Annotated in this window: 24 protein-coding genes; 23 read left to right on the top strand and 1 reads right to left on the bottom strand. The window is 36.3% G+C overall.

Annotated elements, in window-relative coordinates; all coding sequences use genetic code 11:
* The first annotated feature begins 30 nt into the window (after positions 1 to 30).
* From rpsP to codY, 19 genes are all read left to right on the top strand, one after another.
* A complete protein-coding gene (gene rpsP, locus JNUCC74_RS08300; RefSeq protein WP_077320390.1) occupies positions 31 to 309 on the top strand; it encodes a 30S ribosomal protein S16 in 279 nt (92 codons plus the stop codon).
* 9 nt (positions 310 to 318) lie between these two features.
* Positions 319 to 546 (top strand): KH domain-containing protein, encoded by a 228-nt coding sequence (locus JNUCC74_RS08305; protein ID WP_077320391.1) that lies wholly within the window; start codon positions 319 to 321, stop codon positions 544 to 546.
* Between the two features lie 360 nt (positions 547 to 906).
* On the top strand, positions 907 to 1,296 hold the full coding sequence (locus JNUCC74_RS08310) for a YlqD family protein (protein ID WP_077320392.1): 390 nt from the start codon (positions 907 to 909) through the stop codon (positions 1,294 to 1,296).
* An 11-nt stretch (positions 1,297 to 1,307) separates the two neighbouring features.
* Positions 1,308 to 1,823, top strand: a complete 516-nt coding sequence (gene rimM, locus JNUCC74_RS08315) for a ribosome maturation factor RimM (RefSeq protein WP_454067638.1) — start codon at positions 1,308 to 1,310, stop codon at positions 1,821 to 1,823.
* Entirely contained in the window at positions 1,823 to 2,566 is a 744-nt protein-coding gene (trmD, locus tag JNUCC74_RS08320) for a tRNA (guanosine(37)-N1)-methyltransferase TrmD (RefSeq protein WP_454067639.1), read from the top strand. The genes rimM and trmD overlap by 1 nt, the downstream gene beginning before the upstream one ends.
* Before the next feature lie 125 nt (positions 2,567 to 2,691).
* On the top strand, positions 2,692 to 3,036 hold the full coding sequence (rplS, locus tag JNUCC74_RS08325; protein WP_454067640.1) for a 50S ribosomal protein L19: 345 nt from the start codon (positions 2,692 to 2,694) through the stop codon (positions 3,034 to 3,036).
* Between the two features lie 308 nt (positions 3,037 to 3,344).
* Positions 3,345 to 3,905, top strand: a complete 561-nt coding sequence (gene lepB / locus JNUCC74_RS08330; RefSeq protein ID WP_077320396.1) for a signal peptidase I — start codon at positions 3,345 to 3,347, stop codon at positions 3,903 to 3,905.
* Positions 3,906 to 3,915: 10 nt separating this feature from the next.
* Positions 3,916 to 4,797: a ribosome biogenesis GTPase YlqF gene (gene ylqF, locus JNUCC74_RS08335; RefSeq protein ID WP_454067641.1), complete on the top strand. Its 882-nt coding sequence runs from the start codon at positions 3,916 to 3,918 to the stop codon at positions 4,795 to 4,797.
* Positions 4,798 to 5,106: 309 nt separating this feature from the next.
* Positions 5,107 to 5,877 carry a ribonuclease HII gene (locus JNUCC74_RS08340; RefSeq protein WP_077320398.1) on the top strand — a complete coding sequence of 257 codons (771 nt, stop codon included), beginning with the start codon at positions 5,107 to 5,109 and terminating at the stop codon, positions 5,875 to 5,877.
* Between the two features lie 13 nt (positions 5,878 to 5,890).
* Positions 5,891 to 7,522 carry a hypothetical protein gene (locus JNUCC74_RS08345; protein ID WP_077320399.1) on the top strand — a complete coding sequence of 544 codons (1,632 nt, stop codon included), beginning with the start codon at positions 5,891 to 5,893 and terminating at the stop codon, positions 7,520 to 7,522.
* Positions 7,519 to 7,785 (top strand): EscU/YscU/HrcU family type III secretion system export apparatus switch protein, encoded by a 267-nt coding sequence (locus tag JNUCC74_RS08350; RefSeq protein WP_454067642.1) that lies wholly within the window; start codon positions 7,519 to 7,521, stop codon positions 7,783 to 7,785. The genes JNUCC74_RS08345 and JNUCC74_RS08350 overlap by 4 nt, the downstream gene beginning before the upstream one ends.
* A 214-nt stretch (positions 7,786 to 7,999) precedes the next feature.
* Positions 8,000 to 9,160, top strand: a complete 1,161-nt coding sequence (sucC, locus tag JNUCC74_RS08355) for an ADP-forming succinate--CoA ligase subunit beta (RefSeq protein WP_454067643.1) — start codon at positions 8,000 to 8,002, stop codon at positions 9,158 to 9,160.
* A 51-nt stretch (positions 9,161 to 9,211) separates the two neighbouring features.
* The gene (gene sucD, locus JNUCC74_RS08360; protein ID WP_454067644.1) at positions 9,212 to 10,114 is read left to right on the top strand and encodes a succinate--CoA ligase subunit alpha; all 903 of its coding nucleotides are present in this window, start codon (positions 9,212 to 9,214) and stop codon (positions 10,112 to 10,114) included.
* 477 nt (positions 10,115 to 10,591) lie between these two features.
* A complete protein-coding gene (gene dprA, locus JNUCC74_RS08365) occupies positions 10,592 to 11,461 on the top strand; it encodes a DNA-processing protein DprA (RefSeq protein WP_454067645.1) in 870 nt (289 codons plus the stop codon).
* A 278-nt stretch (positions 11,462 to 11,739) separates the two neighbouring features.
* Positions 11,740 to 13,818, top strand: a complete 2,079-nt coding sequence (topA, locus tag JNUCC74_RS08370) for a type I DNA topoisomerase (RefSeq protein WP_454067646.1) — start codon at positions 11,740 to 11,742, stop codon at positions 13,816 to 13,818.
* A gap of 1,090 nt (positions 13,819 to 14,908) precedes the next feature.
* Positions 14,909 to 15,817, top strand: coding sequence for a tyrosine recombinase XerC (gene xerC / locus JNUCC74_RS08375; protein ID WP_454067647.1), 909 nt, complete (start codon positions 14,909 to 14,911; stop codon positions 15,815 to 15,817).
* Positions 15,818 to 15,840: 23 nt separating this feature from the next.
* Positions 15,841 to 16,386: an ATP-dependent protease subunit HslV gene (gene hslV, locus JNUCC74_RS08380; RefSeq protein WP_454067648.1), complete on the top strand. Its 546-nt coding sequence runs from the start codon at positions 15,841 to 15,843 to the stop codon at positions 16,384 to 16,386.
* 18 nt (positions 16,387 to 16,404) lie between these two features.
* A complete protein-coding gene (gene hslU / locus JNUCC74_RS08385) occupies positions 16,405 to 17,802 on the top strand; it encodes an ATP-dependent protease ATPase subunit HslU (protein ID WP_454067649.1) in 1,398 nt (465 codons plus the stop codon).
* Positions 17,803 to 17,827: 25 nt separating this feature from the next.
* On the top strand, positions 17,828 to 18,607 hold the full coding sequence (gene codY, locus JNUCC74_RS08390) for a GTP-sensing pleiotropic transcriptional regulator CodY (protein ID WP_077320408.1): 780 nt from the start codon (positions 17,828 to 17,830) through the stop codon (positions 18,605 to 18,607).
* Positions 18,608 to 18,862: 255 nt separating this feature from the next.
* Here the strand turns inward: codY and JNUCC74_RS08395 are convergent, their stop codons facing one another.
* Positions 18,863 to 18,964, bottom strand: a complete 102-nt coding sequence (locus tag JNUCC74_RS08395; RefSeq protein ID WP_454067866.1) for a helix-turn-helix domain-containing protein — start codon at positions 18,962 to 18,964, stop codon at positions 18,863 to 18,865.
* Between the two features lie 2,322 nt (positions 18,965 to 21,286).
* Here JNUCC74_RS08395 and flgB point away from each other — a divergent pair.
* From flgB to fliF, 4 genes are all read left to right on the top strand, one after another.
* Complete coding sequence (gene flgB / locus JNUCC74_RS08400) at positions 21,287 to 21,682, top strand: flagellar basal body rod protein FlgB (protein ID WP_454067650.1); 396 nt, start codon at positions 21,287 to 21,289, stop codon at positions 21,680 to 21,682.
* 1 nt (position 21,683) lies between these two features.
* Positions 21,684 to 22,133, top strand: a complete 450-nt coding sequence (gene flgC, locus JNUCC74_RS08405; RefSeq protein ID WP_077320411.1) for a flagellar basal body rod protein FlgC — start codon at positions 21,684 to 21,686, stop codon at positions 22,131 to 22,133.
* A 100-nt stretch (positions 22,134 to 22,233) separates the two neighbouring features.
* Positions 22,234 to 22,542, top strand: coding sequence for a flagellar hook-basal body complex protein FliE (gene fliE / locus JNUCC74_RS08410; RefSeq protein WP_454067651.1), 309 nt, complete (start codon positions 22,234 to 22,236; stop codon positions 22,540 to 22,542).
* Positions 22,543 to 22,592: 50 nt separating this feature from the next.
* Positions 22,593 to 24,200: a flagellar basal-body MS-ring/collar protein FliF gene (gene fliF / locus JNUCC74_RS08415; RefSeq protein WP_454067652.1), complete on the top strand. Its 1,608-nt coding sequence runs from the start codon at positions 22,593 to 22,595 to the stop codon at positions 24,198 to 24,200.

Consider the following 24,200-nt stretch of genomic DNA (forward strand, 5'->3'; position numbering starts at 1 on the left):
GTTAAGTTTTAAATATGGAGGTGCAATAATATGGCAGTTAAAATTCGTTTAAAGCGTATGGGATCGAAAAGAAATCCATTTTACCGCATCGTTGTGGCTGATTCACGTGCCCCACGTGATGGACGTTCGATCGAGCAAATTGGAACATACAATCCTGTAGTCAATCCAGTAGAAGTTAAAATAGATGAAGAGAAAGCACTTGACTGGATGCAAAAAGGTGCAAAGCCTAGTGATACAGTTCGAAATCTATTCTCAAAAGAAGGCATCATGAAAAAGTTTCACGAACAAAAAAATGAAATTGCAAAGTAGTGTGATATCATGAGGACCCTTATTGAAACAATTGTTACGTCACTTGTAGATCATCCGGAAGAAATTAAAGTTACGGAAGCTGAAGAGGATACCAAGATTGTTTATCACTTGTCCGTTCATCCAGATGATGTTGGTAAGGTGATCGGTAGAAATGGACGAATTGCAAAAGCGATTCGAACAGTTGTCTATGCAGCGAAAACAGATAGCAATAAGCGTGTTTTTCTAGATATTATGTAAAGGGAAAGGGAGAAAATAAACCTTTCCCTTTTTAACACTATAGGAAAGTATAAAACTTTAGACTTTATCCCGCATGTAAGGTGCCGTAAGTTTCCCACTTCAAGTCCTGAATTGATACAAAAGAGTCAAAGTGGGAGAAAACGGCACCTAAATGCCCGATTGGTTCAAGGGCCTTTAGGTCATACCATTAAGGTACTAACCTTCAGTAGGAGAGGGAAGAAAACTCCTACTGAATGAAGTTTCACTTTATCGTATAAGAAAAACGATAGCATTCGCCATAAAAGCTTGACGACAAGCCAAGTTTTTCTAAAACATAACGATGTTTTGCTTAGATGTTTTGTTGAGAGTGAGGGGTACAACGTGCAAATAATTAAAAAGGTCCAAGTTAAGCAAGTAATTACAGAACAGAGCAAAGAAGAAATAAAAGCGAATTTTCTTCATCATAAAATGCGACTTGAACAAGAGTGTCAACAGCTGCTGTTTGAACAACGAAAATTAAAGAATAAATCAGGGTTCTCTAAACAAGAAATCGACCAGCGTTTTCAACAAGAAATTAATAATCGTAAAGAAAAGATAAAACTAGCCGAATTTAAAATGGATCAACTGGACATGCTGGAGATTGGTAGTGAGATTGTTGAAAAGGAAGTTGAAGCTCTTGTTGAGGTCTCTGAGGGATCGCATTGGGATGAAATAATGGGAAAAAGCGCTATTGTTGTAAAGGATAATGTGGTAATACGAATTGAAGAATAGCAGGTGAAATCATGCAAGAACGGTTATTTACAGTTGGAAAAATAATTAATACCCATGGAATAAAAGGAGAAGTAAAAGTATTACGGATTACTGACTTCGAAGATCGCTTTCAAATTGGGAATACATTATTTGTAATAAAGGCCAATCAATCCCCTTTTCAAGTTACCATTGCGAATCATCGTGTACATAAAGGCTTCGATTTACTTCAGTTTGAAGGCTTTCATAATATAAATGATATTTTACCGTTTAAAGGTTGTGAGTTAAAGATCAGTGAATCACAACTTACGGAATTGGAAGAGAATGAATATTATTATCATGAAATTATCGGGTGTTTGGTGGTCACTGAAGCTGGCGAAGAAATAGGAACAATCAAAGAAATTTTATCACCGGGAGCAAATGATGTCTGGGTTGCAAAAAGAAAACAAGGGAAAGATGTACTTATTCCTTATATTAAAGAAGTAGTGCTCCAAGTAGATGTAGCTAAAAAGAAAGTGACCATTAGGCCAATGGAAGGACTGTTGGACTAATGCATATGGATGTTTTAACGCTCTTCCCTGAAATGTTTTATGGCGTGATGAACGCATCGATTTTAAAAAAAGCGCAGGATAAGAATAAATTTAGTTATAATTTAATTAATTTTCGTGATTACTCTGAAAATAAGCATCAAAAGGTGGATGATTACCCATATGGTGGTGGTGCCGGAATGGTATTGACGCCACAGCCTATTTTTGATGCCGTAGATGCCATCAAAACGAAACGTAATACGAAGCCAAGAATAATTTTAATGTGCCCTCAAGGGGAACAATTTCAACAGGAAAAGGCAGAGGAACTAGCCAAAGAAGAACATTTAATTTTCATTTGCGGTCATTATGAGGGCTTTGATGAACGAATTAGACATCTAGCAACAGATGAACTATCCATAGGCGATTATGTGTTAACGGGCGGTGAATTAGGAGCGATGGTAGTCATTGATAGTGTTGTCCGTCTTTTGCCTGATGTATTAGGTAATAAAGCTTCAGCTCCACAAGATTCTTTTTCTACTGGTTTACTTGAGCATCCACATTACACACGCCCTGCTAATTTTCGAGGCATGAAGGTTCCAGACGTATTACTCTCGGGGGACCACCAAAAAATAGAAGCATGGAGAAAACGAGAGGCAATTAGGCGAACGTTTGAACGAAGAAATGATCTACTAGAAAAGATAGATTTACCACGAGATCTCCAAGTGTTTCTAGATGAAATAAAAAATTCTGCTAATGGAAATAAGTAGTTGAAGTATGCTATTGCATATGGTATATTATATGTTGTGTTTAAAGTTTCGTCTTTAAGCATGATCAACGATGTTCCGCTGTCGCTTAGGAGATATGAGCATTGAGTTGGAAGGAGTGAACCAGGTTGCAAAAATTGCTTGAAGAAATTACAAAAGACCAACTTCGTACGGATCATCCTGAATTTCGTGCAGGGGATACAGTTAAAGTCCACGTGAAAGTTGTGGAAGGTTCTCGTGAACGTATTCAGGTATTTGAAGGTGTCGTAATTAAACGACAAAATGGCGGAATTAGTGAAACATTTACGGTGAGAAAATTATCTTACGGTGTAGGTGTTGAGCGTACATTCCCTGTACATTCACCTCGTATCGATAAAATTGAAGTAACCCGCCGTGGTAGCGTACGTCGCGCGAAACTATACTATCTACGTAATCTTCGCGGAAAAGCGGCTCGTATAAAAGAACGTCGCTAATCGAATACATGATGAAAACATGTTTTGGAAAGGAGCTTGGCAAAAGTGCGCAAGCTCCTTTTTGCTCTAGTAAGCCAAGTTTATCCCGCATGTAAGGTTCCGTAAGTCTCCCACTTCAAAGAGCCTGAGTTGGTACAAAAAGGTCTAGTGGTAGAAAACGGGACCTAAATGCCGGATTCGTTCAAGGGCCTTTAGGTCATACCCTTGCGGTACTAACATTCAAGGAGAAAAGCACTCCTTGAATGAAGTTTCACTTTATAAAAAGCTAATACATAGGAATGAGGTTATAAAACAGGAGGTTGGAGCTAGTGGCAGACAAACCGAAAGAAAGAAAAAATGAATGGTGGGACTGGTTAAAAGCACTTTTAATCGCTCTTGGTGTGGCCTTTATTATAAGAACATTCTTTTTTGCCGCAATTGTAGTTGATGGACCGTCTATGTTGCCTACATTACAAAACGGGGATCAAATGATCGTAAATAAATTCACGTACCATTTTCAAGAGCCTGAACGATATGATATTGTCGTTTTCCATGCTTCATCAGAAAAAGATTTTATAAAACGTGTAATCGGTCTGCCAGGTGAACATGTTGAAGTAAAGGATAATGTATTATACATTAATGGTAAAGAAATGAGTCAGCCCTTTTTAACCGATCAACAAGCATACCAAATACAAACCAATGACTTTACATTGGAAGATCTTCCTGGTAAGCACCATAAGATCCCGGAAAATTATGTGCTCGTCTTAGGAGATAATAGAGAAAATTCAACAGATAGCCGGGTAATCGGACTAGTTTCTCTGGATCAAATTGTCGGGAAAACAGGCTTGATTTATTGGCCCATTGATCGGATACAAATTATTGGAAAGTAGGTACTATACGATGACAATTCAATGGTTTCCTGGACATATGGCAAAGGCGAAGCGAGAAGTAGTGGAAAAACTAAAGTTAGTCGATTTTGTAATAGAATTAGTCGATGCAAGAGCGCCTCTGTCCTCACAAAATCCAATGCTACAAGATATCTTGCAACATAAATCCAAAATTACGTTGATGATGAAAAGCGATCTAGCTGATCCACGAGTTACAGATCAATGGCTTTTCTATTTTAAGGAACGAGAAGTTTCAGCGATTGCAGTTAATGTAAATAATAAACAGGATATGAAGCGGGTCATTCAATTAGCAAAAGAACAAGCCCAAATAAAATTGGATAAGCTTAAGGCAAAAGGAATTCAGTCACGTGCTGCTCGAGCGATGATTATCGGAATACCAAATGTTGGCAAATCAACCCTCATCAATCGATTAGCTAATAAAAAGATTGCAAAAACTGGTGATAAGCCGGGTGTTACGAAACAGCAGTTGTGGATTAAAGTTAAAAAGGATTTTGAACTGCTAGATACACCAGGCATACTATGGCCAAAATTCGAGGAGGAAGCAGTTGGATATCGTCTAGCCGCCATTGGTACGATTAAAGATCAGCTGTTACCAATGCAGGATATCGCGGCTTTTGTCATTAACTATATGAAAGTTCATTATCCTAACAACCTTGAAAAACGATATAACTTAAGTCAAGATATGGAGGATATGTGGGATATTTTTGTAACCATCGGTAAACAACGTGGGGCATTGGAAAGTGGTGGAAAGGTGAATTTATCTAAAGTTTCAGAAATTGTGATTCAAGATTTGCGTTCAGGTAGACTAGGTAATATTTCCTTAGAAGCGCCGGGAGAAAAGTTGCTTGATAAGAAAAAAAGATATAGGATTTGAATAAATAATAACTTATATGAAGACATGCATCTATCGGATGAGTGTCTTGTTTTATTTATCCCGCATGTAAGGTGCCGTAAGACTCCCGCTGCAAAATCTTGAGTTGATACAAAAGGGTCTAAGTGAGAGAAAACGGCACCTAAATGCCCGGTTCGTTTAAGGGCCTTTAGGTCATACCATTAAGGTACTAACATTCAGTAGGAGATGGAAGAAAACTCCTACACTTTATTCGGTTCTTTGTCTCTTACCGGTTTTGTTCTAATGATTTTTAAAAAGTGGTCGATAATAGAAAAAAAGGTAGGGTTATTCATGAAAAAACAATCCATTGCTCAACTAAAACAATTATTTGAATTAGGGAAAGTAACAGACGAAGTGATCGAAAAATTACGTGTAGATGAACGAAAAGGGGTACAACAATTAATAACAAGCTATGAAAAACAACAACTAAAAATACAAGCATTGAAGAAAAGGCATCTGGAAATGTCAGTGTTTGAAAAGTCCTATTATAATAAGGGATTCAAATATATTGCTGGTGTGGATGAAGCCGGCAGAGGTCCACTAGCTGGACCAGTCGTTGCGGCAGCAGTTATCCTTCCTATTGATTTTGTATTATTAGGCTTGGATGATTCCAAGCAGCTAACAGAAGCAAAGCGTAACCAGTATTATCATTATATTAAAGACCAGGCGATAAGTTATGGAATTTCTATCATTAGCAGTAAAATTATTGACCAGATCAATATTTACGAAGCCACAAAGTCAGCAATGTATCATGCGATCAATCAGTTAGATCCAGAGCCAGATCATGTTCTCATTGATGCAGTTCGCCTAGATCAACTTACCTGTTCATCAGAAGCGATAACGAAAGGAGATGCAAGCAGTATTTCTATCGCTGCCGCAAGTGTTTTAGCAAAAGTCACTAGAGATCAATATATGAAACAATTACATAAGCAGTACCCAATGTATGAATTTGCTTCAAATATGGGTTATGGAACGAAGCAGCACTTACAAAAGCTGAAGCAACATGGTGTTTGTCCCCATCATCGGCGCTCTTTTGCACCGATTAAACAAATATCCATCTAAAGGGGGAGATTTTTTGCGTATCCATAATTTAAAAGAAATTCTGCAACTAAATAAAAGCGCCTCACTGAGTCAATTAAAGATAGGACAAATTATTCAAGGTAAGGTGCTTAAAATTTTTCCGCAACACAAAGCAGAAATACAATTAGGGGGAGAACGGCTAGTTGCTCAACTACAGGCTCCATTAACCGTTGGTAATCATTATCACTTTCAAATTCAACAACTAGGTGAAATTATAGAGTTAAAGGTGATTGGCGGACAAACCAATCAGAAACCGGATATCATGGTAAGTCAGTTGTTGCAGCAACTTGGTTTAAGAGTAAACACGAACCATGTAGATTTGACAAAACAGTTAATCAAAGAAGACATACCATTTGATAGGAAGCAGTTGCAAAATGCCTTTCAGTTATTATCCCAGTATAAAAACAAGCAACAGGCGTTACCAATAGTAAAAGAAATGATTCGACAGCAGTTTCCAATAACTGAAGCAGTCTTTCAGGCATTATATATAAAAGGAACGGTGCCATTAGCACCACAGTTAGAGCAACTGCTGAATTCTCTTCAGCAGCGTTCCATTCATTCGGAATTAAACGTACAACTAAGACAATTGCTACAGCCGTCAACAGAAGAGCAAGCTAATAGCCAGCAATTGGCATATAAGCAGCTTGCCAGAGCCAGCAAAAACTTATTTCCACTTCTCCAAGCATTAGGGGGAGAGGATATGACTTCTCCACAAACATTAAAACGATGGAACGAACTAATATATAACCAACAGGAATATAGTAAACGAGCTGATCTTACTTTAAGAAAATGGGAAAGTAAGCTGTTATTAGCAGCAGCAAATCAGTATTTATTCAATGATGCAGAACTTGCTCAATTAAAGCGAGAAATCTCTCAGACTTTTCCTAGTTTGTTCACCGAGGATTTGCCATTAAGCAATAATTACGGTCAATTATTAAAGAGTCTGCGTTTATTACAAAAACCGCATACGTATCAGCATCTAAAGCAGCTGATAAACGTATCAAAGAGTCATTTACTCGTAAATCCAAAACAGCAATGGTTAGCTCTAGTAAAACAACATTTGCAATATTCTGGTATTTCTTATGAGCATCAAATAATGAATGAAAAGTTACAAAACACAACAATAAAGGGTCAACTTATTCTAGCCCTCCAACAGACAGAGGGAGTATTACAAGAGCAAATTCAACGTGTACTACATAATTTTAACGGAATGCAATTGTTTTCTGTTCAAGAATTGAATAATGGTTTCTTAGCAGCATATCTACAACTGCCTGCAAGTAAACTAGGGTTAGCTAATGACATCGAATTAAAATTTGAAGGAAAAAAAACCGAATCAGGAAAATTGGACCCCGACCATTGCCGAATATTATTCTGTTTGGAACTTACAAATATGAAACAAACGATCGTCGATATGCATGTACAAAATCGTAATGTTACAATTACTGTGTTTAATGACCATCCGAAATTGCGATCATTATCTTCGAAGTTACAGCCTTTATTAAAAAAAGGCTTGGAGGAAATGAATTATTATTTATCAACCGTTACTTTTAAGCCCCTCAATGAAGAGCGAAAACAATTGCATGATGCAAATCCATTTGGATACCAAGGAGTTGACTATCGGGTATGAAACAAAATAGACGTAAAGCAGCAGCGTTACGGTATGATGAAACGCGTCATGCGGTTCCCGTCGTTACTGCGATAGGTAAAGGATGGTTAGCAAAAGATATCGTTGAAAGAGCAAAGGAGAACGATATTCCGATTCTTGAAGATGCTTCATTAGTTGAATTATTAGCACAGTTAAATATTAATGAGACGATTCCAGAAGAACTTTATGAAGCAGTTGCCGAAGTTTTTGCTTTTGTGTATCGTGCTGATCAGCAATTAAAGTAACCTAGTTCTTAGGTCTCTCTGAATAAGCATATGTCTACATACTCAAGTCCTGGTCATTTATAATAGATAAACTATTTTTCATACCGTATTTCAACGGCTTAACGAGTTGATTCATTAGCTTGTCGATTCGACAATTTCTGATATACTATTCTTGTTAATTGAACTGTTTTTTTATACAATGGATATGCAGTGAATTAAGATGGGAGGATGTAGAATGAACATTCATGAGCATCAAGGGAAAGAAATTTTGCGACAATACGGCGTTAACGTTCCTAATGGATACGTTGCATATACAGTCGATGAAGCTGTGGAAGCTGCAAAGAAATTAGGAAGCGATGTCACAGTAGTAAAAGCGCAAATCCATGCTGGCGGTCGCGGCAAAGCTGGTGGCGTTAAAGTTGCAAAAAATGTAGAAGAAGTGCGTACATACGCAGATGAAATTCTAGGAAAAACATTAGTAACACATCAAACAGGACCAAAAGGGCAAGTAGTTAAGCGATTATTAATCGAAGAAGGCTGCGATATTAAAAAAGAATATTATATTGGTGTTGTACTTGATCGAGCAACATCGCGTGTAGTTATGATGGCATCTGAAGAAGGTGGCACAGAAATTGAAGAAGTAGCAGCTGCTACACCAGAAAAAATTTTTAAAGAAGTAATCGACCCAGTTATCGGCTTAGCTCCTTACCAAGCAAGGAGACTTGCTTTTAATATTAATATTCCACATGAGTTGTTAGGGAAAGCGGTTAAATTTATGATGGGGCTTTATACAGCTTTTGTAGAAAAAGATTGTTCCATTGCTGAAATCAACCCATTAGTAACTACAGGAGATGGCGAAGTGTTGGCGCTCGATGCAAAATTAAATTTTGATGACAACGCTTTATTTCGCCAATCCGATATTATGGATTTACGAGACCTAGACGAAGAAGATGAAAAAGAAATTGAGGCTTCTAAGTATGATCTAAGCTATATTTCTTTAGATGGTAATATTGGTTGTATGGTTAATGGAGCCGGTCTTGCTATGTCAACGATGGACATTATTAAACATTATGGCGGAGAACCTGCAAACTTCCTTGATGTTGGAGGCGGTGCCACAGCTGAAAAGGTAACAGAAGCTTTTAAAATAATCTTGTCTGATAGTAATGTAAAAGGGATCTTTGTCAATATCTTCGGTGGAATTATGAAATGTGATGTTATTGCAGAAGGTGTTGTCGAAGCTACGAAACAGGTAGGATTAGAGATTCCGTTAGTAGTTCGTCTTGAGGGAACGAACGTTGTTAAAGGAAAAGAGATTTTAAACTCCTCCGGACTAAATATTATGTCAGCAAGTTCTATGGCTGATGGCGCTAAAAAGATTGTCTCAATGGTTGAATAAGTCGCAAAAAATGTTAAATATGTTCAGATCTTGTGGAAAGGACGGACGAAAATGGGCGTATATGTAAATAAAGATACAAAAGTAATTGTCCAAGGTATTACTGGTGGAACAGCAAGATTCCATACGAAACAAATGCTTGAATACGGTACGAAAATTGTTGGTGGTGTAACACCTAAAAAAGGTGGTACAGAAGTTGAAGGGGTTCCTGTGTTTAATACGGTACAGGAAGCGGTTGAAGCAACCGATGCAACGGCCTCTGTTATTTATGTCCCAGCACCATTTGCTGCAGATGCGATTATGGAAGCAGTGGACGCGGAGTTGGATTTAGTAATTTGTATTACGGAGCATATTCCTGTTTTGGATATGGTAAAAGTAAAGCGCTATATGGAAGGGAAGAAGACACGTTTAATTGGACCGAATTGCCCTGGAGTTATTACAGCAGACGAAAGTAAAATTGGTATTATGCCTGGTTATATTCATAAAAAAGGTCATATTGGTGTTGTATCTCGTTCTGGTACTCTTACCTACGAAGCTGTACATCAATTATCGGAGGCCGGTTATGGTCAAACGACAGCGGTTGGTATCGGTGGAGATCCTGTAAATGGAACTAATTTTATTGATGTATTAGAAGCTTTTAATAATGACCCAGAAACGTATGCCGTCATGATGATAGGAGAAATCGGCGGAACTGCGGAAGAAGAAGCAGCTGAGTGGGTAAAAGCAAATATGAAAAAACCTGTAGTAGGATTCATTGGCGGTGCAACTGCACCTCCAGGAAAACGAATGGGTCATGCAGGAGCCATTATTTCCGGTGGAAAAGGTACTGCGGAAGAAAAAATTCGTGTTATGAATGAGTGTGGTATTAAAGTAGCAGAAACTCCAGCGGTAATGGGCGAAACAATGATTAAAGTACTCGAGGAAAATGGCTTGAAAGAAAAATGTAAAACACATTAAACATTGTTTTCAAGAGGGCCTAAAATACTTTTTTAGGCCCTTTTCTCTATAAGTAGATGTTCAAAAAGTCCAGTAAAAACGACACATTGATTTTGGGGTTATATACATTCTCCCACTACTCGATAGGCTTCTTTTTCAACTTCAACGCACAGGATGTGCTAGTGTCGGTGCTATAACGAGACAATAAAAAAAAACGGCAGTTAATACATCACAGTCTTTAAAGGACATTGCGATCTTAGACGACCTTAGACCTATTTCCCCCTTGTTTGAACACAGTACTCACTATTCATTAGAAAAACTTGGCTTATCGCCAAGTCTTTATGGCGAAAGCTGTAGTTTTTCTTATACGATAAACCATAAAAATTTTATACTTTCCTATAGTATAAAAAAGGAAGTGAAATATTGACCGATTCACGTTTTAGTCTTATACATGTAAGCCGTTGTAGAGGAATAACGAGACATTGGATTAGAAAGGTATTGCAAAAAGACAGTTCCCTTCAACAGTTGTATCAAATGACTCCACAAGAAATTAACCACTATTACCAACTCCCTCTAAAGAATGCAACTATCCTTTATCAAGATCTTCATGATGCTGCATTATTGCGTCAGTTAGAATTAGAATTCAATGATTTTCATGTTGTTACAATCCTTGACAAATGTTTTTCCCCTATGTTAAAAGCTATTCAGGACCCTCCCCTTGTTTTATATGCATTAGGGGATATAAACTTACTAAAGCAATTTCCGACTTTAAGTGTAATTGGTACAAGAAATCCATCACGGGAAGCTATGCGTAAGGTAGCACGAATGATTAAACCTTTAGTTTGTCAAAACTGGTTAATTGTAAGTGGAATGGCTAAGGGAGTTGATCGGATCGCACATGAAACAACATTGGATTATCAAGGAAAAACGATAGCAGTGTTAGGCAGCGGATTTTATCATATTTATCCACGAGAGAACATAAAGCTTTTCCAAAAAATAATAGAGCAAGGGCTTGTTTTGTCTGAATACTCACCATCTATCCAACCGACCCGGTACCATTTTCCCGAAAGAAATCGAATTATAAGCGGCTTAAGTTTTGGAACGTTAGTAATCGAAGCAACCCAAAAAAGCGGAACAATGATCACAGTAGATCATGCATTAGACCAGGGAAGGGAAGTGTTTGCTGTTCCTGGTTCTCTGTTTAGCGAACAGACAAAAGGGTGTCACCTTCTGATTCAGGATGGAGCTAAATTAGTGATGAGCGCTAATGATATATTAGATGAGTGGAATAGCTTAAACAACCATACGGCTTTCGTAAAAGGAAAAACAGGAAATTTTATAAGCAAAAAAAATAGTGAAAAAGTTTGATTTGTAATTGCAAAGCGTAATAAAAGCACTAAAAATGATAACTAAAACGCTCGATTTATAAAGAAATTATTCATTACATGTTTGACAAATGCATCGGATATATTTACTATTAGTGAAGATTTGCAAATTATTATAAGAGGTTCATAGGATGATTAGATGGAGCAGAGTGAAAATGAGATAGAGAAATAAAATGGATGTGAAAATCATTAGTATGACAGTGTTTGATGATTATGTAGTAGGGTTTTCTAAGGATAACCTCATTTTTGGGAGGAAATGATATGTCAGATTATCTAGTAATCGTCGAATCACCTGCGAAAGCAAAGACGATTGAACGTTACTTAGGCAAAAAATATAAAGTAAAAGCTTCCATGGGTCACGTGCGGGATTTACCAAAAAGTCAAATGGGGGTTGATACAGAAAACGGATATAACCCAAAGTATATTACAATTCGTGGTAAAGGCGATGTAGTAAAAGAGCTAAAAGCAGCAGCTAAAAAAGCTAAAAAAATCTATCTTGCAGCTGACCCTGATCGTGAGGGAGAGGCAATCGCCTGGCATTTAGCCCATATATTAAATATTGATAATGAATCCGACTGTCGGGTCGTATTTAATGAGATAACAAAGGATGCAATTAAAGAGTCATTCAAGCATCCAAGAAGTATTGATATGAACCTAGTCGATGCACAGCAAGCTAGAAGAATTTTAGATCGTCTTGTAGGTTATAATATTAGTCCATTATTATGGAAAAAAGTAAAAAAGGGATTAAGTGCAGGACGAGTGCAGTCGGTTGCTGTTAAATTAATTATTGATCGTGAAAAAGAAATAGAAAATTTTAAGCCGGAAGAATATTGGACAATAGAAGGGCAATTTCAAAAGGATAAAGACTCGTTTCAAGGTTCTTTTTACGGATTAAATGGTAAAAAGACAGCCTTAAAAACAGAGGCAGATGTAAAGGAAGTGCTGCAAAAACTCGACGGTGATCATTTCATTGTTGATAAAGTGACTGAAAAAGAACGCAGACGAAATCCCGCCCAACCGTTCACTACTTCTTCCCTCCAACAGGAAGCTGCTAGGAAGTTAAATTTTAAAGCTAAAAAGACGATGATGGTAGCTCAACAATTATATGAAGGAATTGACCTTGGGAAAAAAGCCGGTGGAATTACAGGTTTAATCACCTATATGCGAACTGATTCCACAAGAATTTCAGAAACAGCTAAAAATGAAGCCAAAGATTATATTACAAAGCAGTATGGAAAAGAATATGTTGGGGTGAATCGAAAGCAAAAACAAAAAGAAACGGCGCAAGATGCGCATGAAGCAATTCGTCCAACATCTGTCGTAAGAGAACCCAAAACACTAAAATCGGTGTTGTCAAGGGATCAATTTCGATTATACAAATTAATTTGGGAGCGATTTTTAGCTAGCCAGATGGCCGCTGCCATTATGGATACAATGACCGTACATCTATTAAACAATGATGTAGAGTTTAGAGCTACTGGTTCCAAGATTAAGTTTAAAGGATTTATGAAAGTCTATGTTGAAGGAACAGATGATAATAAAAAAGAAGAAGATAAATATTTGCCTACTTTGACAGAAGGAATGAAAGTAAAGGCAAACGACATTAAACCAAATCAGCATTTCACTCAGCCACCACCAAGATATACCGAGGCGAGATTAGTAAAGACGATGGAAGAGCTGGGAATTGGAAGACCTTCAACATATGCTCCTACATTGGATACGATTCAGCGTCGGGGCTATGTGAGCATAGATAATAAACGGTTTATTCCAACTGAATTAGGAACGATTGTTATCGAGTTAGTCGAGGAGTTTTTTCCAAAAATTATTGATGTTGACTTTACGGCCCAAATGGAAAATGATTTAGATGCCATTGAAGATGGAAGAACAGAATGGGTAAAAATCATTGATCAATTCTATCAAGAATTTGAAAAACGCTTGAAAAAAGCTGAGCAAGAAATGGAAAAAGTAGAAATTAAAGATGAACCAGCAGGAATTGAATGTGAGAAATGCGGACATGAAATGGTATATAAAATGGGCAGATATGGTAAGTTTCTTGCATGTTCCAACTTTCCTGAATGTAGAAATACGAAACCGATATTGAAGACAATAGGTGTAACTTGTCCAAAATGTAAAAAGGGAGAAGTCGTTGAACGAAAATCAAAGAAGCGACGAATCTTTTATGGATGTGACCAATTCCCGGATTGTGATTTTCTATCTTGGGATAAACCTATAGCCCGTTCGTGTCCAAAGTGTAACTCCTTATTAGTAGAGAAAAAAGCAAAAAAAGGATCACAAATCCAATGTACAAATTGTGAGTATAAAGAACAACCACAAACATAACTGCTCGTTCCATCGAGCAGTTTTTATTATGACTTTAGACGCTGGCCAGTAATTTAGGCTTATAGCCGTTGTGCAAGCCACCCGTTGGAGGGGTGATCATGATTGTATAGGAATTTATATCTGTTTCCCCGTGGTGGATAGCTTTTCTTGTACTATAGGTAAGTATAAGGCTTTAGGCTTTATCCCGCATGTAAGGTGCCGTAAGACTCCGCTTCAAGAGCCTTTAGTTGATACAAAGGGTTAAAGTGGGATTATTTGGCGCGACAGGACAAGGAAAGCTACGTTAGCGATACTTCGCGATTTTTCAAGAAGGAAAAACTTTGTCAGCGGCACACCGCCGTTTTTTTAAGGAAGCTTGTGTTTTTTAGCTTTTATTCCACTTTAATTCAGGGCAGAGAGGTTATTGAATGAAGTATTCCTTTATATTTATGGGGGAAGCGAAGCAACTGATCGAAACACATATAAAGTTTGAAAACCTTAAAAATGGGTATACGTAATTATCTTGCTACATTCAAAAAACAATTCTATGTTCATACAATAGACCTAAAAGTGTTTTGCTTTTTGATTTAAATTTATGCTTAAAACACAAATTTCTAACAATGAATAATGGAACTATTTTAGATAATTGTAGAATATACCTTTTACATTATATCTGCGGAAAAAAGAATAAAGTACAAAAAGTATTTGTTTTAACGAAAGTATTTATATAGATAAAAAGCTATATTAAGCAACAATTCAATTAGTTTTCAATTATTAAATACAATTTGTTGACTAATTAGTTAGAAACATATATAATTACGCATTGGTAAGGGTATTTACTTGACACTTGTTATGTCTTGTACAGTGAACTTACTTAGTTAAAAATAGCATAGAGTGCTTTTAGTTTTTATAACTTGACTTCCAGGAGCGATAATCAATGAACCTCTGCGTCTATACGTTTGATTTTTCACAAGCATAAGCAGATAGAAGAAAGCAAGCAAAAAACATAGAAAGTGAAGCTGATTCTGAATTTTGTTACAATTTAGTTAAATTTATTGCGAAACAATATGTTCTATGTTATGCTGTAGTCGCTGCTTAATGGGGTGAAAATTTGAATAATTTCAGGAACTATTGGCAATCCTTTAAGGAGTACTTACAAATAGAAAAAAATGCTTCACCATATACTGTTAAATATTATCTGAATGATCTGGAATTGTTTTTTGACTTCTTGGCTTCGGAAGCTGTGAATGATCTTCGTGAAGTAGATGAGCGAGTGGTACGTATATTTCTTAATGCGTTGTACAATCGAAAGCTCAGCAGAAGATCTGTTTCTAGGAAAATCTCTGCACTAAGAACCTTTTTTAAATTTTTGGAACGAGAAGAGATAGTAATAGACAATCCATTTACATTGATTCGGTTACCAAAAACAGAAAGCCATATACCGGGATTTTTGTATGCTGAAGAGCTGGAAAAACTATTTGAAGTCAACGATTTAACAGATCCATTAGGTCAACGGGATCAAGCAATATTGGAATTGCTTTATGCAACGGGAATGCGTGTTAGTGAATGTCAGCAATTAGTTCTTGATAACATCGATTTCACGATTGGTACCGTGTTTGTAATAGGAAAAGGCAGAAAAGAGCGCTACATCCCGTATGGTAAATTTGCAGAAATTGCTTTGGAAACATACATACAGGATGGTAGACAGTTGTTGTTAGCTAAAGCAAAACAGCAAACTAATGCATTATTCCTGAATCATCGCGGGTCTCCATTGACAGACAGAGGAATCAGAGATGTATTAAACAGAGTAGTAAAAAAAGCGGCTTTAACTGTGAATGTACATCCGCATAAATTACGCCATACATTTGCTACACATCTCTTAAATGAAGGTGCTGATTTACGCAGTGTTCAAGAGTTATTAGGTCACGAAAATTTGTCAACAACACAAATATATACTCATGTGACGAAAGATCATTTGCGGCGCGTCTATATGAAAAGTCATCCAAGAGCAAATGATTAATTTTAATTGAAGAGGTGAGAGGCGTGACGAATGATTTTCATGCCACAACAATATTTGCCATTAAGCACAATGGCCAATGTGCCATGAGTGGTGATGGTCAAGTAACAATGGGAAATGCGGTTGTCATGAAGCATAAAGCGAAAAAAGTCCGAAAATTATTTAAGGGGCAAGTGTTAGCAGGATTTGCTGGATCTGTTGCAGATGCATTTACACTTTTTGAGAAGTTTGAAGGGAAATTGGAGACATATAACGGTAATCTTGCGAGAGCCGCTGTAGAACTTGCAAAAGAGTGGCGCAGTGATAAAGTTTTAAGAAAACTGGAAGCTATGTTGATAGTCATGAATAGAGAGAATATGTTTTTAGTTTCTGGTACTGGTGAAGTGATTGAACCTGATGATGGAATTTTAGCAATCGGCTCCGGAGGAAATTATGCACTCAGCGCAGGCCGAGCATTGGTTAGATATTCAACGGAGTTAACAGCTAAAGAGATCGCACAAGCTGCCTTAAATATTGCCGGAGAAATATGTGTGTATACGAACAATCACATTACACTCGAGGTGCTTGATTAAAGGAGGCCTTTTGGAAGTATGGGAATTGACTACACACCGAAACAAATTGTGGAACAATTGGATAAATACATTATTGGGCAAAAAAGTGCTAAACGCTCGGTAGCTGTAGCACTGAGAAACAGATACAGGAGAATGCAGCTTGAAGATAGCCTAAAAGATGAAATTGTTCCCAAGAATATATTGATGATCGGTCCGACTGGTGTAGGGAAAACAGAAATAGCTAGAAGATTAGCTAAGATGGTAGGAGCACCATTTGTAAAAGTAGAGGCGACTAAATTTACTGAGGTAGGTTATGTTGGCCGAGATGTCGAATCCATGATTCGTGACTTAGTAGAAATGTCTGTACGTATGGTCAAAGAAGAAAAAATGAAAAAAGTTTTAGATAAAGCAGAAAAGGAAGCAAATAAGCAATTAGTTAAACTTTTAGTTCCACAGGCAAAAACAGAAAACCAGACGAAAAACCCGTTTGAAATGTTATTTTCTTCACAGTCAACGAATAACACGGATGATGATAAGTCTTCTGCAAAAAATGAAGAAATTCGTAATAAGCGAAAGCGGGTAGAGCATCAATTAGCGTTAGGAGAATTAGAGGATCATCTTGTATCTGTGGAAATAGAAGAACAGGCTCCATCTATGTTCGATATGTTACAAGGCTCCGGTATGGAGCAGATGGGCATGAACATGCAGGATGCATTAAGTCAGTTTATGCCAAAAAGAAAAAAGAAACGCAAATTACCAGTATCGGAAGCAAGAAAAGTATTAACTCAACAGGAAGCTGCTAAGCTTGTTGATATGGAAGAAGCCGTTCAGGAGGCTATTCAACGAGCAGAACAGGCTGGTATTGTATTTATTGATGAAATTGATAAAGTAGCAGGCAAGCAAGAACAATCTGCTAATGTATCAAGAGAAGGGGTTCAACGTGACATTTTACCGATCATTGAAGGTTCTACTGTTGTTACAAAGCATGGTCCAGTAAAAACAGATCATATATTATTTATTGCAGCCGGTGCTTTTCATATGTCGAAACCTTCTGATCTGATTCCTGAACTCCAAGGAAGATTCCCGATTCGTGTTGAATTGGAAAAGCTCTCTACAGAGGATTTCAAACGTATTCTCAAAGAGCCATCTAACGCTCTATTAAAGCAATATACAGCTTTATTGCAAACAGAAGGTATAAATATAGTTTTTACAGACGAAGCTGTAGATAGACTAGCTGAAATAGCTTATGAAGTAAATCAAGAAATGGATAATATAGGAGCTAGAAGACTCCATACTATTTTAGAAAAATTGCTGGAGGATCTTTCCTTTGAAGCACCAGAAATTAATATGGATACCATTGAAATTACTCCAGCTTACGTTGACGAAAAACTCAGGGCTATCGCTAAAAATAGAGATTTAAGCCAATATATACTATAAACTAAAGATCGAATGGAGGATCATTATGGAACTATTAAATCGTGCAAGAAAAATTAACGCAATGCTACAAAAATTCGGAGGAAAATCAGTTGACTTTAATGATATGTCTGCATCTTTACGTGATGTAATAAAAGGGAATGTATATATTTTAAGCAGACGTGGAAAGCTTTTGGGCTTTGCTATCAATCAAGAAATTGAAAATGAAAGAATGAAAACGATGCTAGAGGAACGTCAATTTCCTCAAGAATATACAGAAGGTTTATACAATATTCATGAAACAACAGCTAATTTAGGTATTGATAGCCCACATACTGTTTTTCCAGTAGAAAATCGTGACTTATTCCAAAACGCTTTAACAACGATTGTACCAATTATTGGTGGAGGAGAAAGATTAGGAACATTAATCCTTGGTCGTCTAAATGGAGAATTTAACGAAGATGATTTATTATTGGCTGAATATGGTGCAACAGTAGTAGGAATGGAAATTCTTCATGAAAAATCTCAAGAGATTGAAATGGAAGCAAGAAGTAAAGCTGTTGTACAAATGGCAATTAGCTCTTTATCATATAGTGAATTAGAAGCAATTGACCATATTTTTGAAGAACTTGATGGTAGTGAAGGATTACTTGTAGCAAGTAAAATTGCTGATCGAGTTGGAATTACAAGATCAGTCATTGTTAATGCGTTAAGAAAGCTAGAAAGTGCTGGTGTTATTGAGTCTCGTTCATTAGGAATGAAAGGAACATACATCAAAGTACTAAATCACAACTTCCTTGTAGAATTAGAAAAATTACGTTCAAGATAAGATTGTAAAGCCAGAGCATGTTGCTCTGGTTTTATAATTGATAAAGAGATCCTAAAAGTTAAAGCTTAGTGTGGTGACATGAGACTCCCATTTCAAGAGTTATAGAGAGAACGAAAAAAGTTGAAGTGGGAGGATAATAATACCTAAATGCCTAATTTTTCCGGAAAGGGAATTTCCTTCTTTATATACAGAGAATTTTTTAAAGGCAGTATATAGTAATAAAACAATGCTGGAAGTTCCGTGTGTTTAATCACGCTAATATTTCTTCTTATGGAGCCGGTAAATAAGCGTATTCCGATGGATAAATAGCTGTTTGGCTGCATGTGCTATATTCATATTGCAATCATAATAAATAATAAATAATAAATTACGCCTTGATTCCTCATATGATTCATTTTGCCAAACGTTTTTTTATATAGCTGAGAAATGTTGTATCAATCCTGGAAAAATTGCTAGTAAAGTATGAATATAAATCAAAAATTTCCGATTGTAATTTATGCTTTTTGACAAAACCCAGTAAATGTTCGGCTTTATGATAAGATGTGTTTACCTGTAAAAGAGAATCACAAATGATACCGCTAATGATGAGTGGTTATCGATAGCATACTTTTAGAAAGGCAGCTGACTTATGCCTAAAGCATTCCATAGCCTGATATTCATCTTCTAAATTTAAAATGGCCTTTGGAATAAATAACTTTTCACCATTTAAATAAGCACATTGATCATTGGATGATTTTATAAACATGTCACGCGACCGTCATTAGAACGTCATTAAAAGGCCAAAGAATTATTTTGGTTGCTGCAATAGGACAATGACAGGCAGTATGCAATAATATTTTGTTCGCTCATTCATATAAAGATGTTGACAATACTGTTTAACTCGTATTGGATCAGCAAATTACTTAATAGCAATAGTTTATAAATGATTCAAGGATGTTTTTCTAATTCATCCACTTGTTTAATAACTGCTTCTTTCCACATTAATTCAATATCCTTCTTGACTAATTTTACATATGGCATTATTTTTTAGGGGTATTGATAATCCCTAATACAACTTTTGTTTGATTAGGGAACAGCTACTTCAGGGAGAACGTTTTTCTCATTGAGAATATCTTTCTCTTCATAGATGACAAAATCATTTTTTAACATTCCGTCTTTTGACGGACGATGAGAAGCCCCTACACGTCTATAATTAGAATAGGCAATAATTTGCCACATCAGTTAAACGAATTGAAAGTGGCAGCACTTCCGTAATCGCTTTCATATCATTTTGTGCATCTTGCACGAAATCTTCCAACTGCTTCCCTCCTTAAATTTATAACTCCTATTGCTTTATTTTATCACGTTATATTTTTAAATAATTTAACATTAAATTTGTTTATTCTAACTGCAGATTTTTTTGATATGACATATAAAATGGAATTTGAATGACTCATTCAAGGGATGATCCGGTGAGTAAAAGTGCAGATATCATCATGGTTAAGGGTGGTGTAATGGGTTCAAGTATTGAACGATGGAAAAATTATTGTATTTGAAAAAGATCCAATCTATGCATTTTCTTCTACAGCAACAAGTGGGGTGGTATTAGACAATTATTTCCAACAGCTGTGAATATCGAAATGGGAAGAAATTTAGGATTCAAACATACCGGACATTTCCAGAAGATATGGCAATTAGCTTTGTATCTATTTCTTGCTAAAAATGATGATAATCGTTTCTCCTTCATGACGAAATAAATGCCTGTTGGATCAATTGTAAGAGGAAATTTTTTACATAGTGGTTTAGCAATATTAAACTGAATAATTTGCCGCTTTAACGGGATTACTGGATAGGAAAACCTAATTTTTACTTAAATGCGTGCCCAAGCTTCAGCAAAGTTCTAACAATCGGAGCATGATGATAGGCATCGTGCGCAGAAAAGCGATCTTCTTTTTCTAGAGTAAGAAAAAACCTCCATGCAATACATTGCAACTTAGCCGATCAAAAGCTATTTATCTTCTACTCGAACACGCACTTATCAGTAATAAAGGTAAGCATTCTAATAGTAGTTTTAGTTTTGTAAAGCATTGTTTTTTTCAGTATATACAGGGCTTTAATACCTATTATCTAAATCAATCTTTCTATGATTCTAAAGTCCTTTTACCTTTTATGAAATTAGGTGATTTCTCACATATCTTATTATTCTTGAAGAAAAAGGTGATTGTTGTTCACTAGTCTTATTTCAAAAACTATTCCATCTCCTCTATAAACAGTAAAATCAATGAATGCACAACCAATTTCTATGTTAGGAAGCAGTCGAAAGTAAAAAAATAGCTCACTTATCATCTTAAAATAAAAGGCAAATTATAAAATAAAACGTAGTAGTTGAGTAAATAAGGACTTTTTTTGCATGGCATAAGAACTATAAATAAATATAAAAATCTGTATTTTTCTAAAATTCGACAACTAAATATAACAAAATAGGATGTTACAAAATAAAAATGTATTAAAATAGTAATTCCAGGCATGGTTGTAGTAAAAAAAGACTAGTAAAAAATGACTATCTTTTGTTTTTTTGAAGAAAAATGTCGGAAACCGATAGACTTTAGTGGAAATATGACTTAAACTATTCGTAGATAAAAATGATACTTTATGACTGTTCAGAAAAATAGTGTTAGTACTTTTTTAGGGGTGGATAATATGAATTTGTTTGGTGGAACAATTCAATCATTGGAAAATTCTATGAATTATGCTTCCGCAAAAAACCGAGCTATTTCTACAAATATAGCAAATTTGGATACGCCAAACTACAAAGCAAAAGATGTACAATTTAAGAATGTTTTAGCAAATGAATTAGCAAAGCCGCTAGAAGCTAAACGAACGCATCACAAGCATCTAGCATTTACAAATGATACCATTAATGGGTATCGGACTGTGACGAAACATAGCACTTCTTATCAGCATAATGGTAATAATGTCGATGTCGACAAGGAAATGGCTGATTTAGCAGAAAATCAGATTTATTATCAGGCACTCGTAGACCGGATAAATGGAAAGTTTGGAAGTTTACAAACTGTATTGAGGGGAGGAAGGTAACATGACAATGTTCAACGCGCTCCATTCCAGCGCAAGTGCATTAACAGCTCAAAGACTTCGCATGGATGTTATTTCCTCTAATATCGCAAATGCACAAACAACAAGAGCCACTATCAATGACGCTGGTGAAGTAGAGCCATATCGTAGGAAAATGGTAACCATGCAACCGCAAGCAAATTCATTTCAATCATTTTTACATAAAGCAATAGGAAATCATTCTTCTAATGGAGTTAAAGTAACTGGAATAGTGGAAGATGAAAACCCATTTAAGCAAATGTATAATCCCGAGCATCCTGATGCCAATGAAGATGGGTACGTCCAACTACCAAATGTAGATCCGTTAAAGGAAATGGTAGATTTAATGAGTGCAACTAGATCCTACGAAGCGAATATAACTTCATTAAATGCAAGTAAGTCCATGTTAATGAAAGCATTGGAAATCGGTAAATAACGCAAAAATCATTTATTCTGCCATTTTACAACTATTTTAAGGTTAATAAAATATATTGGAAGAAAATGAAATTAGTTATTAGGAAAAGGAGTGACTTGTAATGATCCAATCGATCGGAAACCAAACACAACAGCTGACGAAGATGGCACCACTTGAGGAAAAGTCAGTACGATCACCTGGCGAAGCTCAAGCAAATTTTGCAGATACATTAAAAAAAGCTATTGCTAATGTTAATGAATCTCAAGTAGCCTCAGATAAGAAAACAGAAGCACTGGCCAATGGAAACATTGATGACTTACACAATGTGATGATTGCAGCGCAAAAGTCCAGTATTACACTAGAAGCAACTGTACAAATCCAGAAAAAAGTAGTAGATGCTTATAAAGAAATTATGAGCATGCAAGTGTAAAACATAACAAAAAATAGACTAATTATTACAGCACGTTGGTGGGGGAACTTATGAAAGAGAAAATGATAAATTGGAAAAACACTACTGCGGCTTTCTGGAACAATCGTACTAAAGCGCAAAGGTTAATATTTATTGGTTCCGTCGTTATTATTATTCTTTTAATCATAGCTATCGTATTCTTTACAACGAGGTCGAAGTATGTTCCATTATATAATAATTTATCTGTACAAGAAGTGGGACAAATTAAAGAGGAACTGGACACTAGAGGAGTACCATATGAATTAGAAGGTGGAGGTAAAGAAATTAAAGTACCTGAAGAGCAGGCAGACAGCTTAGTGGTCGATCTAGCGGCACAAGGGATACCTAAGAGCGGAAATATAGATTACTCCTTCTTTAGCGAAAATGCATCATGGGGTGTTACCGAAAACGAATTTAATGTTATGAAGCTGGATGCGATGCAAACAGAGTTAGCTAATTTGATCAAAGGGATAGATGGTATTCAAGATGCTAAAGTTATGATTAATATGCCGGAAGAGCCGGTATTTGTTAAGGATGCAAAACAGGAAGCGAGCGCTTCAATCGTCATTAATACAGAGCCTGGCTATAACTTTGAAAGCGGGCAAATAAATGCACTTTATCACTTAGTTTCTAAAGCCGTACCTAATTTACCGGCAGAAAATATTGCGATAACGAATCAATATTTCGAAAGTTTCGAGCAAACTGACGCGAAAGGTTCGGGAAACAATATAAAAGATGCGTATACATATCAGCAATCCGTTAAAAAAGATATTGAAAAAGACATTCAGAAGCGATTACAGCAAATGCTTGGAGCTATGGTAGGTTCAGGTAATGTTATCGTGTCTGTTACATCCGATATTGATTTTACACAAGAAAATCGAACCGAGGATCTTGTTGAACCAGTTGATTTGGAAAATATGGAAGGATTGCCTGTCAGCATAGAAACCATTAAGGAAACGTATGAAGGAGCCGGAGCAGCTGCAGGTGGAGCCGTCGGTACTGGAGACGAGGATGTTGCTAACTATCAAGCGACTGATGAAGACGGTGACGGCGAATATGAAATGACAAAAGAGACCGTTAATAATGAATTTAATAAAATTAGAAAAAACATTGTCGAAAGTCCATATAAAGTTCGTGATTTAGGCATTCAAGTTGCTGTGAATCGAGTGAAGTCAGCGGATAAAAAAGACGTTGAATATTTAACACAACAAGAAGAGATGGAAGTTGAAGATGGAATCAATTCGATTATCAATTCAATTATTACTACTTCTATTGATGGTGAATATGCTGAAGATGTCGATCCAGAAGAAAATGTATCGATTGTGTTTCAGGAATTCAACGGAACGGATTCAATAGCTGCTTCCAAAGAACCATCGATACCAACATGGCTTTATGTTGTAGGTGGCATCTTGTTACTGATAATTATCGGATTAATCGTTTACTTCTTGCGTAAACGAAGAGAAGATGAGGACGAAGAAGATGAGGAAGTTTATACAGCACAATCCCAGTTAGAAGTTCCAGATTTTCCGGAAAAAGAGGAATCGGAAGTAACGATACGCAAAAAGCAATTAGAAAAAATTGCAAAAGAAAAACCAGAAGATTTTGCGAAACTATTGAGAAGCTGGATTGGAGAGGAATAG

This window comes from Cerasibacillus sp. JNUCC 74 (assembly GCF_053667775.1).